Origin of the sequence: Pectobacterium araliae, assembly GCF_037076465.1 — a bacterium.
GTDB lineage: Bacteria > Pseudomonadota > Gammaproteobacteria > Enterobacterales > Enterobacteriaceae > Pectobacterium > Pectobacterium araliae.
On record NZ_AP028908.1, the window covers coordinates 355965 to 373145 of the forward strand.

Below are 17181 nucleotides of genomic sequence, written 5' to 3' on the forward strand. Positions count from 1 at the left end.
ATATGCCTTCCAAAATAACCAGTCCAATAACTCAAACCAACACCTTCAACCCAACACCTTCAACCCATGTTTCTGCACCACGGTAAGCAATTTCAGCGACAACCCACTAGGGCGTTTTACGCCGCTTTCCCTTGTATCACCGCTTCAATAGCTTCACATAGCTCACTATCCTTGATGGCGTGGGATTTAGCTGCTTTAGTAAACCCTTTGGTTTTGAATACACGCATCAGGCCGACATTGACATCCTGTAACCTTAACTATAGCGCTGGGTGCCAGGTTTCGCTCTTTTCCAGTAGAGCCAAAGCGCTCAAGTCTGCAAAACTTTGTCGTATTTTTGACCATGAAAACCTGCTGTCGATGACAGCCACCAATGTTTCCAGTATCGGGATGATACAAGTGGCCTGTGAGAAGCGCCTTCGGGTGGTCACACTGCCAGAGTTATAGGAAAGGAGCGCGATGTAAATCTGCTTAAGCGGCTTAAACAGCGCTTACCCTGTAATTTCACGTTATACCCCTGCGCAAAGGCTCTAACGGTTTTGATACGCGGTAGGACTACCCGATTAAAGGCTATCTGCCGAGTTAACCCGCTGGCTGGACAAGCTGGAAAAAGATGGCCTGATCGCTTTTGAGGGGAAGCGGATTACACCGCATGACCATAGGTATCTTTAGCATTTTGTTAACGTCAATTTCTTGTCATCCCTTTCATGCTGGAGACGGGTACAATAGCTTTTATCGCTTTAGCCCATAAGAAGGTATCGAAAAAATTGCGGGTATAGTAGTGCGGGTATGGAAAGAAAGATTAAATGACATATTCATTATTTATCAATAAGTTAAATTAATTATGCTGCTAATTATCGATAACTACGACTCCTTTACCTACAACCTTTATCAATACTTTTGTGAGCTTGGTGCAGAAGTCGTGGTGAAGCGTAATGATGAACTGACACTGCGTGAGATTGAACGGCTGGCGCCCGAGCGGTTGGTGATTTCTCCGGGCCCCTGTACACCCGATGAGGCGGGCATTTCACTGGCGGCTATCCGTCACTTTGCTGATACGTTGCCTATTCTTGGCGTGTGTCTTGGCCATCAGGCGATGGGGCAGGCGTTTGGCGCGCGGGTGGTGCGGGCGCGGCAGGTCATGCACGGGAAAACCTCAGCAATTGCGCATAGCGATACGGGGATTTTCGCGGGACTAGCTCAGCCTTTGACGGTTACCCGCTATCATTCGCTCATTATTGATGCCGCCTCGCTACCCGATTGCTTTGAGATCACGGCCTGGAGCGAATATGAAGGGAAACGTGACGAAATTATGGGCGTCCGTCATCGCTCGTTGCCGCTGGAAGGGGTTCAGTTTCATCCTGAGAGTATTCTCAGCCAGCAAGGACATCAGCTTTTGGATAATTTCCTTAAAATTTAATCGTGTAGAAAGTTATTCTCTTCATCGGCTGATTTAATATTGCCTGTTATTGATTTTCTATGCATATTTATTGACTATATTTTCATTTCTGACGTAATGGACAGCAGAGTGAGGCAGCAAATGGCAGTAGAGCAGAAAGCAGTGACACGGGATACCCACGATAAGGTTATTTTGCCGGTTTATGCACCCGCGAAGTTTGTACCCGTGAAAGGTAAGGGGAGCCGTGTCTGGGATCAGGACGGCCGAGAATATATCGATTTCTCCGGTGGTATCGCGGTCACGGCGCTCGGTCACTGCCATCCTGCGCTGGTTAATGCGTTACAGCAGCAGGGCGAAAAACTGTGGCATACCAGCAATATTTTCACCAATGAACCTGCGCTACGCCTCGCCAGCAAACTGATCGATGCCACTTTTGCCGATCGCGTGTTCTTTGTTAACTCTGGTGCAGAGGCTAACGAAGCCGCCTTTAAGCTGGCGCGTTACTATGCGGTTAAACGCCATAGTCCGTATAAAACCAAGATCATCGCCTTCTACAATGCGTTCCATGGCCGGACGCTGTTCACCGTTTCAGTTGGCGGACAGCCTAAGTATGCCGATGGCTTCGGGCCTAAGCCTGCCGATATCGTGCACGTTCCGTTCAACGATCTCGCTGCCGTTAAAGCAGTGATGGACGATCACACCTGCGCGGTTGTACTCGAACCCATTCAGGGGGAAGGCGGAATTACCCCCGCTACGCCTGAATTTTTGCAGGGTGTTCGTGACTTGTGCGATCAACATAAAGCGCTGCTGGTGTTTGATGAAGTGCAGAGTGGGATGGGACGTACTGGTAAATTATTTAGCTATATGCACTATGGTATTACGCCGGACATCCTGACGACGGCTAAAGCGTTGGGCGGTGGTTTCCCGATTAGCGCGATGCTGACGACGGAAGAGATCGCTTCAGCGATGACGGTTGGGGTGCATGGAACCACCTATGGCGGCAACCCGCTGGCTTGTGCTGTGGCGGAAGCCGCGCTGGATATCATCAACACGCCAGAAGTGCTATCGGGCGTAGCGGATCGTCACGATCGTTTTGTCAGTGAACTGGAGAAAATCAATCAGCAGTACGGCGTATTTGATCAGGTTCGCGGGATGGGGCTGCTGTTGGGGGCAGAGCTGAAACCGCAGTGGCATGGCCGCGCGGGCGAGTTCCTGGCGGCGGCAACGGCTCAAGGGCTGATGGTGCTGATGGCGGGGCCGAACGTCATCCGCTTTGTACCGTCTTTGATCATTGATGAAGACGATATTGCGCAGGGGATGGAGAAGTTCGCCAACGCTGTCGCGCAGGTCGTTAACGCAGCAAACTGAGTTACGCGCTTAAAAGAGTAGCGATAAAAAACGTAGGGTGGCGGCCACGGATGGCACGCCATAAAAAAAGCGTGAGGCCGAGGCTTCACGCTTTTTTGTTGGTAGGGTACAGCGACAGGGGTTTAGCGAGTGCCGTAAACGACAATCGTTTTACCGTGCGCAGAGATCAGGTTCTGGTCTTCTAACATTTTCAGAATGCGACCCACGGTTTCACGCGAGCAGCCAACGATTTGCCCAATTTCCTGACGGGTAATTTTAATTTGCATGCCATCTGGATGCGTCATGGCATCAGGTTGTTTTGCCAGGTTGAGTAATGTTTGGGCGATACGTCCGGTCACATCAAGGAAGGCGAGGTTGCCGACTTTCTCAGAGGTAACCTGAAGTCTGCTTGCCATTTGCGCAGACAGACGCATGAGGATATCCGGGTTAACCTGAATAAGCTGGCGGAATTTTTTATAGGAAATTTCAGCCACTTCACAGGCGGTTTTTGCCCGAACCCAGGCACTGCGTTCCTGACCTTCTTCAAACAGGCCGAGCTCACCAATAAAATCGCCCTGATTAAGGTAGGAAAGAATCATCTCCTTGCCTTCTTCATCTTTGATTAGCACTGCAACAGAGCCTTTCACGATGTAGTAAAGCGTTTCTGCTTTTTCACCTTGGTGAATCAGCGTGCTCTTCGATGGATACTTGTGGATATGACAATGGGAAAGGAACCATTCGAGAGTTGGGTCTGTCTGCGGTTTGCCGAGAACCATTCGCTATCATCCTCTGTTGTAATTCACTGCGCAAATTACAGGGGTCAGAGTTCCCTGTACGGCGTGTTTAACTGCTAAAAAAATAAAATTCAGTCTAGGCAGAATGACGTCAGGGAATATACTGGAACCACTGTACCCTTGATTTTGCGGTTACTGCCTTGCTGCACCGTAAACGTGGTTGGGTATGTCTGGCTACGTCATCATCTTCTTCGTTTCTGGCTTTGTCCAGAAAAGGTCTATTCTATTTTCGTTTTAACACAGCTTTAAGGATGTGTCTTGTGTTGTCTCGCTTCAGCATGACAAAGCTCTGATTAACGCTGGTTTTTGTACAGTAACGGTATAAATTTTCAAAAAATTTTTAGTGGAGAGGCATTATGCAGGCTCGGGTAAAATGGGTTGAAGGCTTAACGTTTTTGGGCGAATCCGCATCAGGGCATCAGGTATTGATGGACGGCAATTCCGGCGATAAAGCGCCGAGCCCGATGGAAATGGTGTTGATGTCCGTAGGGGGATGCAGTGCGATTGATGTGGTGTCGATTCTGCAAAAAGGTCGCAACGACGTGGCGGATTGTGAGGTGAAATTAACCTCAGAACGACGCTCTGAAGCGCCGCGCTTATTTACCCATATCAATCTGCATTTTATCGTGACGGGAAAAGGGTTGACCGATAAAGCCGTCGAACGAGCCGTTGCCCTGTCAGCGGAAAAATACTGCTCTGTGGCATTGATGCTGGGCAAAGCCGTTGAGGTGACGCACAGTCACGAAATTAGAGTGCTGGCCTAATCCTTTTCTCTGGGCACTAATTCTGGTCACTTAAGCCTGTTATAAGGGGAAACACAGGGGGAGGTTCCCATGGGGAGGCCTCACCCCTGTGGTCGGCCCGCGTATCTCGGTGCTTATTCGATGGCTTTCCCTTCTATCAGCCGCTGCACCAGCGGCGCCATGATGAGTTCCATTGCCAGCCCCATCTTCCCGCCAGGAACGACTAACGTGTTGATGTGGGAGATAAACGAACCCTGTAGCATGGCGAGCAGATAGGGATAATCAATATTATCCAACCCTTGAAAATGAATGACGACGAAGCTTTCGTCCAGTGAAGGGATAGACTTAGCGGCAAACGGGTTAGAGGTATCCACGGTAGGCACGCGCTGGAAGTTGATGTGTGTGCGAGAGAACTGTGGCGTGATATAGGTGATGTAGTCTTCCATCGAGCGGACGACGGAATCCATCACCGCTTCACGCGAGTGACCGCGCTCATTGACGTCACGAATCAGCTTTTGAATCCACTCCAGGTTGACGATCGGCACAACGCCGACGAGCAAGTCGACATGCTGCGCCACATTGTTTTGTTCGGTGAACACACCACCATGTAGCCCTTCGTAGAACAGAATATCAGTGGGTTCCGGCATGGGTTCCCACGGTGTGAATGTCCCAGGAACCTGATTGTAGGGAATCGCTTCATCATAGGTGTGAAGATATTTACGCGTCTGGCCGCGACCATGTAAGCCATATTCGATAAACGCTTGTTCCAGCAGGCTGAAATCATTCGCTTCCGGGCCGAAATAGCTGATATGGCGCCCCAAATCACGCGCTTTGCGGATCGCCATGTCCATTTCCGGGCGGGTATAGCGGTGAAAGCTGTCGCCTTCTAACTGGGCTGCTCGTAGATCAAACTGCTGGAAAATCTTACGAAAGGCCAGACTGGTTGTCGTGGTTCCCGCTCCGCTGGAACCGGTAACCGCAATAATCGGATGCTGATGTGACATAAGGCGCGTGACTCCTCAAAAAAGACGTCATTAGTTATCATTGTTAGCATGTTTGGCGCGTTCTTTCACGCCTTTCGCCATGCTCAATAAGGGGCATGCCCTCCCGCATTGAGATGGTTGCGCGGCATAATATTGAGAGTTTCATGCAACTCAGACCACACCAAAACCACCTCGCCGGATTGAAGCTGACGGCGTATATCTTCTACTTTCTGCGCCAGCGACCGCTCCTGTTCGCCGTAATCGGTGCCTTCGCGCAGCACGAAAGATTCGATGATGTTATCCAGCGTTTCTGGATCGAGCTGTTGCCAGGGAATAATCACGCTAGGGTTCCTGAGTTAACGGGTTTCTGAGTAAAAGTGGTGCCTGAAGAAGAATCGGCGGCGCGGTCCAAAAAAGGGCTAAGCCAATGGGGAATGCGCTGTTCCAGCCACATTTCCGGTTTCAGCAACGTTCCTCCGACGAAGCCGACATGCCCACCGTGTTCCGTTAGCTGATACTCAATAGTAGACGGTAACTGCGCTATATCGGGAATGACCTCTGGCGTCATGAAAGGATCGTCCTTCGCGTGGATGATCAGCAGCGGTTTGCGTATTTGAGGCAACAGCGGCAGGGCGCTACAGCGTCGATAGTAGTCAGCGGCATCACGAAAGCCGTGGATACGCGAAGTAATGACGTCATCAAATTCTCGCAACTGGCGGATTCGCTTCAATTGCGGCAACTGAATCGGCAATGTGTCTGGGTAGGCTGCCAGCTTGCGACTGGCGTTTTGTTTCAACAGGTGCAACAGGTAGTGCTGGTAGACGCGGGAGAAGCCTTGTTCCATCCGGCGGCTACAGGGTTCGAGCATCAAAGGGGCGGAAACAATGACCGCAGCGGACAGGGAACAGGCTTCGCCCTGTTGGCCGAGTAAGTAAGCCAACATATTGCCGCCGAGAGAAACGCCGATAGCGGCGGTAGGCGCATTGCCCAGCGTCTCTTGCATCCAGTGTAGAAAATAGCAAGCATCGCTGGTTTCGCCGGAATGATAAATACGTTTCATTCGGTTAGGTTTGCCGCTGCACCCGCGAAAATGCATGATGACGGCCAGCCAACCGCGCTGTTTACAGGCATGTAGCAGGCCATGGGCGTAAGGGCTATGGAAACTACCTTCCAGCCCGTGGAACAGCACCACGCGCGGTTTGTGCCGCGCCAGTTCAGGGGCTTCGCTCCATGCCAGATCGACGAAATCACCATCAGGTAATTCGAGCGCTTGCCAGACTGGCGAGAATTGCGCGTGACGGCGAATCAGGCGCGGTAATAGCGTTTGCAGATGCGGGTTATGTGCGCCGCTCAGCGGACGGAAATGGTCATACATAAAGGATATGAAAATCTTGTTGTCGGCTCTTGTACGATCAATATCACACTGTTAGCTTCAATGCTGCCAGTTGGTACGACATTTGGGTCAGGAGCGCCCACAAATAATGGAACTAAGTTTATTTCTTTCGATGTTGGGGTTTTTGTGGGTGGCGGCCATTACGCCGGGGCCGAATAATATGCTGTTGACAACCTCGGGCGCGAATTTTGGCTTTATGCGTTCGCTGTGGCTGATGGTTGGCATCATGCTGGGGATGCAGAGCATTTTGCTGCTGGTCGCATTCGGTGTCGGTGGGTTGATTCTGATTTATCCTTCGCTGCACTTTATTTTGAAAGTCCTCGGTAGTGCCTATCTGCTGTGGTTGGCGTGGAAAATCGCCACGGCGGCTTACGAACAGTTGGAAACGACTGTTGCTCCCCCTCAGCCGATCCGACTTTATCAGGGGTGGTTGCTGCAATTCCTGAACCCGAAGGCGTGGCTCATGGCGTTGGGCGCGGTTGCCAGCTTTAGCCTGGCGGGTGAAGGTTATAACCAGTCTGTAATCGCCATAAGCGTCGGGATTGTGCTGGTGAATCTGGTTTCCGGCGTCATCTGGCTCGGGTTCGGCACGATGATTGGGCGACTGCTGCGCAGTAAGAAAGCGTGGATTATCTTCAATGTGTCAATGGGGCTGCTGACCGCCGCCTGCGTGCTGTTGATTTGGCATTAATGCTGATCTGGCTCAGATGAAGTAACGAGCGGTTTTCCGCTCGTTACTCCTTTCAGGACACAAATCTTAAAGCGAATCGCTCTGCATCATCTGCTCTAGCTGTTCCTGTGCGTCCAACCAGGACATTTCCGTTTCTTCCAGCTCGATTTTGACTTTGGTTTGTTGTTGCAAGCAGTCAGTCAGTTCGGCCTTGCGGCTGATGTCATAGATGGCGCTGTCCGCCAGTCGTGCTTCCAGCGCCGCCAGCGTTTCCCCCAACTTTTCCATCTGCTGCTCAAGATTGGTTATCTGTTTGCGCAGCGGCTGTGTTTGCGTTCTCAATTCGGCTTCGCGGCGTTTCTGATCTTTTCTGCCCTGCGCACTGTTGGCGGTATTCTCTTTTGGCGTTTCGTCGGCCGCATTTTCCTGACGTTGTAGGCCGACCAGCCACTGTTGGTAGTCTTCCAAATCACCGTCAAAGGGTTCTACTTTCTGGTCGTGTACCAGATAGAGGTCGTCGGTGGTAGAGCGGATCAGGTGTCGATCGTGCGAGACGACAACCAGCGCGCCTTCAAAATCGATTAATGCTTCGGTCAATGCCTGACGCATATCCAGATCGAGGTGGTTGGTTGGTTCGTCGAGCAGCAGGAGGTTCGGGCGCTGCCAGACGATCAGCGCCAGCACCAGACGGGCTTTTTCGCCGCCGGAGAAACGCTCGGTGATCTCCGTGACTTTGTCGCCCTGAAAACCGAAGCCGCCGAGATAGTCGCGAAGCTGCTGTTCCGTTTCCCGTTCTGCCAGACGCACCAGATGCTGCAATGGCGATTCGTCCGCACGTAGAAACTCTAACTGGTGTTGGGCGAAATAGCCGAGTTTCACGCCTTTTGCCAGCCCGATTTCCCCTTTCAGTGGGGCAAGTGTGCCAGCAAGCAGCTTGATCAGCGTGGATTTCCCCGCGCCGTTATGGCCGAGGAGCCCAATGCGGGAACCTGGCACTAAATTAAGTTTGATCGATTCGAGAATCAGTTTGTCGTTGTAACCTGCGCTGACCTTTTCCATCTTCATTAATGGATTGGGCAACGATTCCGGAGCGCGAAAACTGAAGCGGAACGGGTTATCAACATGCGCTGGTGCAATCATCTCCATGCGTTCCAGCATTTTTATTCGGCTTTGCGCCTGCTTGGCTTTGGTCGCCTGCGCGCGGAAGCGGTCAATGTAGTGTTGCAGGTGCGCGACACGCTCCTGCTGGTGCTCATAGAGCGATTGCTGCTGTGCGAGGCGAGTGGCGCGCTGGCGTTCAAACGAGGAATAGTTACCCGTGTACTCGTTGAGCGATTGCTGTTCGATGTGCAGAATTTTGGTCACCACCGGATCGAGGAAATCGCGATCGTGCGAGATTAGAACCAGCGTACCAGCGTAGTTTTTCAACCACTTTTCCAGCCAGATAACGGCATCCAGATCGAGGTGGTTGGTCGGTTCATCCAGCAACAGCAGATCTGAACGACAGATCAGTGCCTGCGCCAGGTTCAGGCGCATCCGCCAGCCGCCGGAAAAGGCGCTGACGGGCTGTTGTAACTGTGGCTGAGAAAACCCTAGCCCGTTGAGCAAGCTTGAGGCTCTGGCCTGAATCGTCCAGGCTTGAATCGCATCCAGCTTGCCGTGCAGTGTGGCAATCGCGTTACCGTCGTTCTCTTCATTGGCGGCCTGTAACGCGGCTTCCAACTGGCGATATTCACGATCGCCGTCAATTACATAGTCCAGCGCGGGTTTGTCCAATGCCGGGGTTTCCTGATTAACCCAAGCCAGTGACCAGTTCTGCGGGAATGTTGCGCTACCACCGTCGGCGCTGATTTCACCTTTCAGTAATGACAGCAGCGTAGATTTACCACAGCCGTTCTTGCCAACCAGACCGACTTTCTGGCCGGGATTAACTGTTGCTGTCGCGTTGTCGATGAGAACGCGTACACCACGTCGAATTTGCAGCGAAGAGAAAACAATCATAAAGCGCCGTATGTTCAGAGTATGTTAAATTATGGACATCTCAGGACACGCGGTGTCCTGTTTTTAGTCGTTGCGCTGCATGGTAACGGAAAACGATTATTATGACGATGCTTTGGAGGGGAATGATGTCGCAGCCACCGAAGATTTTGCTGCTGTATGCCCATCCGGAACCACAGGACTCGGTAGCAAACCGGGTCTTATTGCAACCGGCGCAGCAGTTGGCAAATGTAACTGTGCACGATCTTTACGCACACTATCCTGATTTTTTTATCGATATTCATCACGAACAACAGCTGCTGCGTGAGCATCAGGTCATTGTTTTCCAACACCCATTTTATACTTATAGCTGCCCGGCATTACTGAAAGAGTGGCTCGATAGGGTGTTATCCCGTGGCTTTGCCAATGGGATCGGCGGCAATGCGTTGGCGGGGAAATACTGGCGTTCAGTGATTACGACCGGTGAGCCGGAAGATGCCTATCATGCTGATGGCAACAACCGCTACCCCATGGATGATTTGCTCCGCCCGTTTGAGCTGACGGCCGCCATGTGCCGTATGCATTGGATGCACCCCATGATTGTTTACTGGGCACGTCGTTTACAGCCCGACGTGTTATCGAGTCAAGCCAGAGCTTATGGTGAATGGCTATCCTCCCCCTTATCTGAAGAGGAACGCTAATATGGAGAGTTCCGCGCTACTGACCGCCGGAGTCTTGTTTTTGTTTGTGGCGGTAGTAGCTGTACCGATCGCTGCCCGATTAGGCATTGGTGCTGTACTGGGCTATTTGATCGCTGGGATCGCCATTGGCCCGTGGGGGCTTGGCTTTATTCGCGATGTGGAAGCCATCCTGCATTTCTCGGAGCTGGGTGTCGTTTTCCTGATGTTCATCATCGGTCTGGAACTGAATCCGTCCAAACTCTGGACGCTGCGCCGTTCGATCTTTGGTGTGGGGGCGGCTCAGGTTGGCTTGAGTGCGCTGATTCTCGGTGGGGCATTATATCTGACTGACTTTTCATGGCAGTCCGCGCTGATTGGTGGCGTGGGATTGGCGATGTCGTCAACCGCTATGGCGCTGCAACTGATGCGCGAAAAGGGCATGAACCGCAATGAATCCGGGCAATTAGGTTTCTCCGTTCTGCTGTTTCAGGATTTGGCCGTTATCCCTGCGCTGGCGCTGATCCCCATTCTGGCTGGTGTGCAGGGTGATTTCGGCGATTGGGAGCGGATTGGCCTGAAGGTCGCCGCGTTTCTCGGCATGCTAATCGGTGGTCGCTATCTGGTGCGTCCGCTGTTCCGTTTTATTGCGGCATCCGGCGTGCGCGAAGTCTTCACCGCCGCCGCGCTGTTGCTGGTGCTTGGTTCTGCGCTGTTTATGGAAGCATTAGGGCTTTCTATGGCGTTAGGCACCTTTATCGCCGGGATTCTGCTGGCGGAAAGCGAATATCGGCATGAACTGGAAATCGCTATTGAGCCGTTCAAAGGCTTGCTGCTTGGCCTGTTCTTTATCTCTGTAGGCATGGCGCTGAATCTCGGGATCCTCTACACCCACATCGTGAAGATTATGGTTGCGGTATTGGTGCTGGTGGCGGTGAAAGCGGCTGTACTGTATTTTCTTGCGCGGATTAATCGTATGCGCCGTTCCGAGCGCTTGCAGTTTGCCGGGGTGCTGAGTCAGGGCGGTGAGTTCGCTTTCGTGCTGTTTTCCGCAGCCGCTTCATTCAACGTATTGAAAGGTGAGCAACTACCGCTGTTGTTGGTGACGGTGACGCTATCAATGATGACGACGCCGCTGCTGATGCAGTTGATCGACCGCATTCTGGTACGTCGTTATAACGTGCAGGATGTACCGGATGAGAAACCGTATGTCGAGGATGATGAACCACAGGTGATCGTGGTGGGCTTCGGGCGTTTCGGGCAGGTGATTGGCCGCTTATTAATGGCGAACAAAATGCGGATTACCGTTCTGGAGCGTGATATCAGCGCCGTGAGCCTGATGCGCAGCTATGGTTATAAGGTTTATTATGGTGATGCCACGGAGCTTGAACTGCTGCGCTCGGCGGGTGCGGATAAAGCGCGCTCCATTGTGATCACCTGTAATGCGCCAGAAGATACGATGGAGATTGTACACCTGTGCCAGCAGCATTTTCCAAATCTGGAGATTCTGGCACGGGCGCGTGGTCGTGTTGAAGCCCATGAACTGCTGCAAACCGGCGTGAAACATTTCTCGCGCGAAACCTTTTCCAGTGCGCTGGAGCTAGGTCGTAAAACGCTGGTGACGGTGGGCATGCATCCCCATCAGGCGATGCGTGCGCAACAGCATTTTCGCCGTCTGGATATGCGCATGCTGCGTGAACTGATGCCGCAACTGACGGGGGATGTCGCACAAATTTCCCGTGTGAAAGAAGCACGTCGTGAGCTGGAGGATATTTTCCAGCGGGAAATGCTGCGTGAGCGCCGTCGGCCGAGTGTGTGGGATGAAGACGACGAGTAGGAACCAATAATGTCTACTGGTATAGGTTCTGGGTTCTGGAACGGAGAAGGATTGGATCTATCATGCGTAAACGCTTTATTGCAGGGGCGGTGTGCCCGACGTGTCAGGCTCAGGATACGCTGGCGGTTGGACGAGAAGATGACGTCGAGGTCGTGGTGTGCGTGAAGTGTGGGTATCGCCAGAGTCAGGCAGATGAGCCTGCGGCGGTCGTTGCTCCTCAGGCTAGCGATATTATCGGGATCTTCCGACCGGAATAAGAGATGAGTGTCATGGTGGCATTGTCATCAACCGTTGACGTTTTTTGATTCCAGACGGTACATAGGGACATTTTTCAGCTACAATTTGCGCCAATTTGATTTCCAACGGTAGGAGATATCATGAAAGTAGCAAAAGATCTGGTGGTCAGCCTGGCCTATCAGGTACGTACAGAAGACGGTGTGTTGGTTGATGAGTCTCCGGTGAGCGCGCCGTTGGACTATCTGCATGGTCACGGTTCCCTGATTTCAGGTCTGGAAACTGCGTTGGAAGGTCGTGAAGCGGGCGAAACGTTTGATGTGAACATTGGTTCCAGCGACGCTTACGGCAACTATGATGAAAATCTGGTTCAGCGCGTACCGAAAGATGTCTTTATGGGCGTTGACGAGTTGCAGGTTGGCATGCGTTTTCTGGCTGAAACCGATCAGGGTCCCGTTCCTGTTGAAATCACCGAAGTTGAAGACGATCACGTTGTGGTTGACGGCAACCACATGCTGGCAGGGCAAAACCTGAGTTTCCATGTTGAAGTCATTGCCATTCGCGAAGCGACGGAAGAAGAGTTAGCGCACGGTCACGTTCATGGTGAACACGATCATGAACACGGCGACGGCTGCTGTGGCGGCCATGACCACGATCATGACCATGATCACCAGCACGGTAAAGGCGGCTGTGGTGGCCACGGTGGCTGCGGTTGCCACTAATCAGTTACAGCGCATAAAAAAAACCTCAGGTCGATGAATATCACCTGAGGTTTTTTTATATCTGGCTGTGGTGAACCCCTTTGTGTCAGGTTCAGTAATGCGGCGGCGGCGTTTCTTCCGACTGGGGGGCGACGAGCGACGTTTGCTGATTGCGTAGCCTATCGGTGAGTAAACGGACGTGCTCACGCAGACGGCTAATTTCTCGCTCGTGTTGAATAACCGTTTGGTTAAGTTCTTCTAGGGTTAATTCCTGAAAGGCCTGTCGGCTTTCCAACTGTTCAAGCCGTTCTTCGAGTGCTGATGGTGACATTGGTATTCCCCTTACTTCTTGTTACCTGCGAGTTTGTCAGAAAGCGGAAACTTCTGGTAGTAAAAACGGTCGCAGTAGGGCGCAATGCAGTATCCGAAATAGGGCACATCGTTGCCAGATTGCCTTAGGGTGATACAAATGATGTCAGAAAAGCTTCCTGACGTTTTTTATCAAAGGATTGTCGAGTGCGTCGTTGTGTTGTCTTCGTCCACACAGTTATAGTAGGCGCGAATGTATTTTAATGATGGCTGGAGCGCGTTGCTCCAGATGCTGGAGAAATGGATGAAATCACTGTTTAAAGTAACGCTGTTAGCAACAACGATGGCTCTGGCTCTGAACGCAGGTCAGGTCTTAGCAGCAGATAAGGCGCAGGCATCTGACAATGCTGCGGCAGCCAAATTCAAAAGCGATGAGCAGGCAGCAGCTTATGCGCTAGGTGCATCTTTAGGGCGTTATATGGATAACTCTCTGAAAGAGCAAGAAAAATTAGGTATCAAGCTGGATAAAGAACAGCTGATTGCTGGTGTGCAAGACGCGTTTGCTGACAAGAGCAAGTTGACTGACGAAGAAATCGAGAAAACTCTGCAAGGTTTTGAAGGCAAAGTAAAAGCCGCCGCTGAAACTAAGATGAAGCAAGATGCGAAAGATAACGCAGATAAAGGCACCAAGTATCTTGAAACTTTCGCCAAAGAAAAAGGTGTGAAGAAAACTGAATCTGGCCTTCTGTATCAGGTTGAGAAAGAAGGTAGCGGTAGCGCGCCGAAAGACAGTGATACCGTAGTGGTTAACTACAAAGGTACGCTGGTTGACGGTAGCGAGTTCGACAACTCTTACAAACGTGGTGAGCCGCTTTCTTTCCGTCTGGACGGCGTGATCCCAGGCTGGACTGAAGGTCTGAAGCACGTGAAGAAAGGCGGCAAAATCAAGCTGGCTATCCCACCGACGCTAGCCTATGGCGAAAATGGCGTGCCTGGTATTCCGGCTAACTCCACGCTGGTGTTTGACGTTGAACTGTTGGACATTAAATCTGAAGCTGACCTGAAAGCAGCCGATGATGCGAAAGCTGAAAAACCAGCAGCCGCAGAGAAAACGGCTAAATAACCCATAGATTTTTGATGATAGGGGTAACCGATGCTTTCGTATAATATCTTGAATTATAAGAAGGTATCGGTAGCCAATGTTAGGCCGGCTTGGTAAGCCGGCCTGTTTTTTTTAGTTGTCATACTCATCGTTACTTCTTCCCAAAAGCATTTTCCCCAGGGTTCGCGCCCGTTCTCCTGACGGTGACGTTTCCATTTTTTCTCTGACCGTTGGCAATATTATTTTCATTTGATTGCGGAAAAATAATGCGTCATTCGTTATTCACTCATAAGCCGACACTACTGAGGGATAACATGATTATAGCGGCAAAGAAAACTCGACTTTTCAGACAAAAAAACCTTTTTGCCACCGCTGGGTTTTGCGTGTCGGTTTTGGCCATTCCCCCCTTATTGGCGGCGGAACAAAATACGGTACACGTATCAGATGCAGCCCAGCAGGATGAGTCTCATGTTTATTCGATCGCGTCGGGAACATTAAGCGATGCGTTATTGCAATTCAGCGAGCAAAGCGGCGGATTACAACTGGTGTCTCCTGCCGAATTGACGGAAGGGAAGGTAACATCCGGCCTGAGTGGGCGTTATTCGCCACGTGAGGCGCTATCACGCATTCTGGCGGGAAGCGGATTGGGATACCGTTTTTACAATGCGACAAGTTTTACTTTGTTCAAGTCGGACGAACAAACGAATGTACTGGGTGCGGTACGAGTGGATGGCGTCAACAGTAAGGTCGTCGGCGGCGTCAACGGCAGCACCGACGTAACGGCTACCGAAGGATCGGGTAGCTATACCAGCGGCGCGTTGCGTATCGGCTCTAAGACTTCGCAATCGCTGCGTGAAACGCCGCAGTCCGTCTCGGTAATCACACAGCAGCAGTTGCAAGATCAGAACATCAGTGATTTCAACGGTGCGCTGCGACAAGCCACTGGCGTGACCGTGGTTCAGGATACTTCACTGACCCAGAAATTTTACTCAAGAGGTTGGGAGATCACGACCGTCCAGTTGGATGGTGGGGCTCCCATCAAACTGCCTGCATTGACGGAGTTCAGCCGCTCCAGTGGGGTGACGCCCCTGTTGGATCTTTCCATGTATGATCACGTCGAGGTGCTGCGCGGCGCCGACGGTCTTAACGGCATTGGCACCAGTAAACCCGGCGGCGTGGTGAACCTGACGCGTAAACGCCCGTTGGATCACGGTCAGGTGAGTATCGAGACTCAGGCTGGCTCCTGGGACAATTATCGGACATCGCTGGACGTCACCGGCCCTTTGACCGACGAAGGCTGGTTGCGTGGCCGTGCGGTGGCGACCTGGCAGGAGAAAGATTTTTTCTATGATACCGCCGATGATGAACGAAAACTGCTTTATGGCGTGCTTGAAGCCGATATTACGCCCGATACGCTATTGACCCTTGGCGGCAGTTATACCCGCCAGCGGGCTTTACCCTGGAGCGGGGGATTGCCGCGCTATGAATCGGGCAGAGACGCGCATCTGCCGCGTAGTACCAGCTATGCTCTGCCGTGGAGTCGCTATCGGCTCGATAGCCAGGATCTATTCGCGCAGCTTGAACATCGTTTCGATGATGAGTGGGTTTTCAATGCCAAAGTGACCCGCTTGCAGCAGCGCAGCGCATCGAAATCGGGTGAACGACAAGGACCGGTAGAAGAGCCGGGGACAACATCCTTTAACCAGATTGTACGCAGCCAGGATCAGTCTGAATCGACCCAGTGGCTTGGCGATGCGAGCCTGTCGGGCGGATTCCAGGCATTTGGCCTGCCGCAGAAAGTGGTGCTCGCCACCAGCTACAGCAAGAGCACTTCGAACATTCGAAACTATGATGATTACGATTTCATTGATATCGAAAATCCGTATAACCCGAATGATTACCCTGAGCCGGAAGACCTGAATTTCAATCGCAGCCACGATGATCTACGCGAATGGGTCAGTTCGGTACAGCTTGATCTGGTGCCGTTACCTTTCCTGCCCTCTTTGCACTACATCACGGCAGCGCGCTGGACCCGGTACAACGTAAACTCGCAGGGGCCAGCGACCGACGATATTGATGGCAGTTTTTCAACCGTTCCGATTACCGCCAGAGAGAGCCGTTTCGCGCTGCCCTACCATGCGTTGCGCTACGATCTCACCGATCGGTGGTCGTTGTACGCCAGCTATACCGAACTGTTCGAGTACCAATCTTATTTAACGGATGTCAATTTTAAACAGTTGGATCCCATGACCGGCAATAATAAGGAAGTGGGCGTCAAATACGCCAACGCCGACGGTACGCTCAATGCCTCTTTATCGCTCTATCGTGCGCAACGTAAAGACATCGCAACATACGATGCGCTTAATTGCCCGGACGGGAGAGGGGTCTTTACCTGTAGCACCATTGATGGGTTTCAGGAAAAGAGCAAGGGATTGGATCTGGAGGTTTCCGGGCAATGGCTTCCCGGTTGGGAAACGACGCTCGGCTATACCTATAACAAAAATAAACGCACAGGGGGCTATACCAACAGCTTCGCGGAACAGTTGCCGCTGAACTCCTATACGCCCAAGCACTTATTCAAACTGTGGAACAACGTGCAGTTGCACGGCAATCCATTCCTCGACCGACTTCAGGTCGGTGTCGGTGTGAATGCCCAGAGTAAAAGTTATAACAGCGGCTTTGGCTGCGTGGCGCGTGGCGAGGATGGCACATGTAGCGATAGCGCGCCCTATGAATTTACCCAGGGATTCTACGCCACCGTATCGGCTCGGCTTGGTTATCAGATCAACAATAACTGGAACCTTGCCCTGAATGTCGAAAACCTGTTCGACCGCACCTACTATACCACCACCAGTTCTTCAGAAAGCGGCAACTGGTACGGTGCACCACGCAACTACATGCTCAGCCTGCGAGGTAACTTCTGATGAATACATGGGTAAGGGAAGTGCATGAACGGTGGCTGCTTTCCCTGATATTTCTTCCGTCGCGGCGGTGCCGCATCAATTTTTTTTGTCCTGA

16 protein-coding genes and 2 pseudogenes are annotated in these 17181 nt (G+C 51.9%); 10 read left to right on the forward strand and 8 right to left on the reverse strand.

Annotated elements, in window-relative coordinates:
* Nucleotides 1–45: 45 nt before the first annotated feature.
* A pseudogene (locus AACH44_RS01560) lies at nucleotides 46–129 on the reverse strand (helix-turn-helix domain-containing protein); the annotation flags it as partial.
* Nucleotides 123–227 (reverse strand): annotated as a pseudogene (locus AACH44_RS01565) (type II toxin-antitoxin system RelE/ParE family toxin); the annotation flags it as partial. The pseudogenes AACH44_RS01565 and AACH44_RS01560, both read right to left, overlap by 7 nt.
* A gap of 614 nt (nucleotides 228–841) precedes the next feature.
* On the opposite strand from AACH44_RS01565, the gene AACH44_RS01570 reads away from it, so the two are divergent.
* Both AACH44_RS01570 and argD read left to right on the forward strand, forming a co-directional pair.
* Nucleotides 842–1417, forward strand: a complete 576-nt coding sequence (locus tag AACH44_RS01570; RefSeq protein WP_261846711.1) for an aminodeoxychorismate synthase component II — start codon at nucleotides 842–844, stop codon at nucleotides 1415–1417.
* Nucleotides 1418–1537: 120 nt separating this feature from the next.
* Nucleotides 1538–2764: a bifunctional acetylornithine/succinyldiaminopimelate transaminase gene (gene argD, locus AACH44_RS01575; RefSeq protein ID WP_261846710.1), complete on the forward strand. Its 1227-nt coding sequence runs from the start codon at nucleotides 1538–1540 to the stop codon at nucleotides 2762–2764.
* A 122-nt stretch (nucleotides 2765–2886) separates the two neighbouring features.
* Here the strand turns inward: argD and crp are convergent, their stop codons facing one another.
* Nucleotides 2887–3519, reverse strand: coding sequence for a cAMP-activated global transcriptional regulator CRP (crp, locus tag AACH44_RS01580; RefSeq protein ID WP_004090925.1), 633 nt, complete (start codon nucleotides 3517–3519; stop codon nucleotides 2887–2889).
* A gap of 374 nt (nucleotides 3520–3893) precedes the next feature.
* Here crp and AACH44_RS01585 point away from each other — a divergent pair, with 374 nt between their 5' ends.
* Nucleotides 3894–4301: an OsmC family protein gene (locus tag AACH44_RS01585; RefSeq protein ID WP_261846709.1), complete on the forward strand. Its 408-nt coding sequence runs from the start codon at nucleotides 3894–3896 to the stop codon at nucleotides 4299–4301.
* A gap of 113 nt (nucleotides 4302–4414) precedes the next feature.
* Here AACH44_RS01585 and AACH44_RS01590 read toward each other — a convergent pair whose 3' ends face one another.
* The 3 genes from AACH44_RS01590 to AACH44_RS01600 form a co-directional block, all read right to left on the reverse strand.
* Nucleotides 4415–5284: a phosphoribulokinase gene (locus tag AACH44_RS01590; protein WP_261846708.1), complete on the reverse strand. Its 870-nt coding sequence runs from the start codon at nucleotides 5282–5284 to the stop codon at nucleotides 4415–4417.
* A gap of 83 nt (nucleotides 5285–5367) precedes the next feature.
* On the reverse strand, nucleotides 5368–5604 hold the full coding sequence (locus tag AACH44_RS01595; RefSeq protein ID WP_261846707.1) for a YheU family protein: 237 nt from the start codon (nucleotides 5602–5604) through the stop codon (nucleotides 5368–5370).
* The gene (locus AACH44_RS01600) at nucleotides 5601–6638 is read right to left on the reverse strand and encodes a hydrolase (RefSeq protein WP_261846706.1); all 1038 of its coding nucleotides are present in this window, start codon (nucleotides 6636–6638) and stop codon (nucleotides 5601–5603) included. Before AACH44_RS01600 ends, AACH44_RS01595 begins: the two co-directional genes overlap by 4 nt.
* 106 nt (nucleotides 6639–6744) lie before the next feature.
* On the opposite strand from AACH44_RS01600, the gene AACH44_RS01605 reads away from it, so the two are divergent.
* Nucleotides 6745–7347 carry a LysE family translocator gene (locus AACH44_RS01605; RefSeq protein WP_261846705.1) on the forward strand — a complete coding sequence of 201 codons (603 nt, stop codon included), beginning with the start codon at nucleotides 6745–6747 and terminating at the stop codon, nucleotides 7345–7347.
* A gap of 66 nt (nucleotides 7348–7413) precedes the next feature.
* Here the strand turns inward: AACH44_RS01605 and AACH44_RS01610 are convergent, their stop codons facing one another.
* A complete protein-coding gene (locus AACH44_RS01610) occupies nucleotides 7414–9327 on the reverse strand; it encodes an ABC transporter ATP-binding protein (RefSeq protein ID WP_261846704.1) in 1914 nt (637 codons plus the stop codon).
* A 125-nt stretch (nucleotides 9328–9452) separates the two neighbouring features.
* On the opposite strand from AACH44_RS01610, the gene kefG reads away from it, so the two are divergent.
* From kefG to slyD, 4 genes are all read left to right on the forward strand, one after another.
* Entirely contained in the window at nucleotides 9453–10004 is a 552-nt protein-coding gene (kefG, locus tag AACH44_RS01615) for a glutathione-regulated potassium-efflux system ancillary protein KefG (protein WP_261846879.1), read from the forward strand.
* A 1-nt stretch (nucleotide 10005) separates the two neighbouring features.
* A complete protein-coding gene (gene kefB, locus AACH44_RS01620) occupies nucleotides 10006–11817 on the forward strand; it encodes a glutathione-regulated potassium-efflux system protein KefB (RefSeq protein WP_010297021.1) in 1812 nt (603 codons plus the stop codon).
* 62 nt (nucleotides 11818–11879) lie between these two features.
* Nucleotides 11880–12074 (forward strand): YheV family putative zinc ribbon protein, encoded by a 195-nt coding sequence (locus AACH44_RS01625; protein ID WP_261846703.1) that lies wholly within the window; start codon nucleotides 11880–11882, stop codon nucleotides 12072–12074.
* A 120-nt stretch (nucleotides 12075–12194) separates the two neighbouring features.
* A complete protein-coding gene (gene slyD / locus AACH44_RS01630; RefSeq protein WP_261846702.1) occupies nucleotides 12195–12773 on the forward strand; it encodes a peptidylprolyl isomerase in 579 nt (192 codons plus the stop codon).
* 91 nt (nucleotides 12774–12864) lie between these two features.
* Here the strand turns inward: slyD and AACH44_RS01635 are convergent, their stop codons facing one another.
* Nucleotides 12865–13083, reverse strand: coding sequence for a SlyX family protein (locus AACH44_RS01635; RefSeq protein ID WP_261846701.1), 219 nt, complete (start codon nucleotides 13081–13083; stop codon nucleotides 12865–12867).
* A gap of 282 nt (nucleotides 13084–13365) precedes the next feature.
* Between AACH44_RS01635 and fkpA the strand changes: the two genes are divergently transcribed.
* Complete coding sequence (gene fkpA, locus AACH44_RS01640; RefSeq protein WP_261846878.1) at nucleotides 13366–14184, forward strand: FKBP-type peptidyl-prolyl cis-trans isomerase; 819 nt, start codon at nucleotides 13366–13368, stop codon at nucleotides 14182–14184.
* 362 nt (nucleotides 14185–14546) lie between these two features.
* Nucleotides 14547–17087, forward strand: a complete 2541-nt coding sequence (locus AACH44_RS01645; RefSeq protein ID WP_261846700.1) for a TonB-dependent siderophore receptor — start codon at nucleotides 14547–14549, stop codon at nucleotides 17085–17087.
* Nucleotides 17088–17181 lie beyond the last annotated feature (94 nt).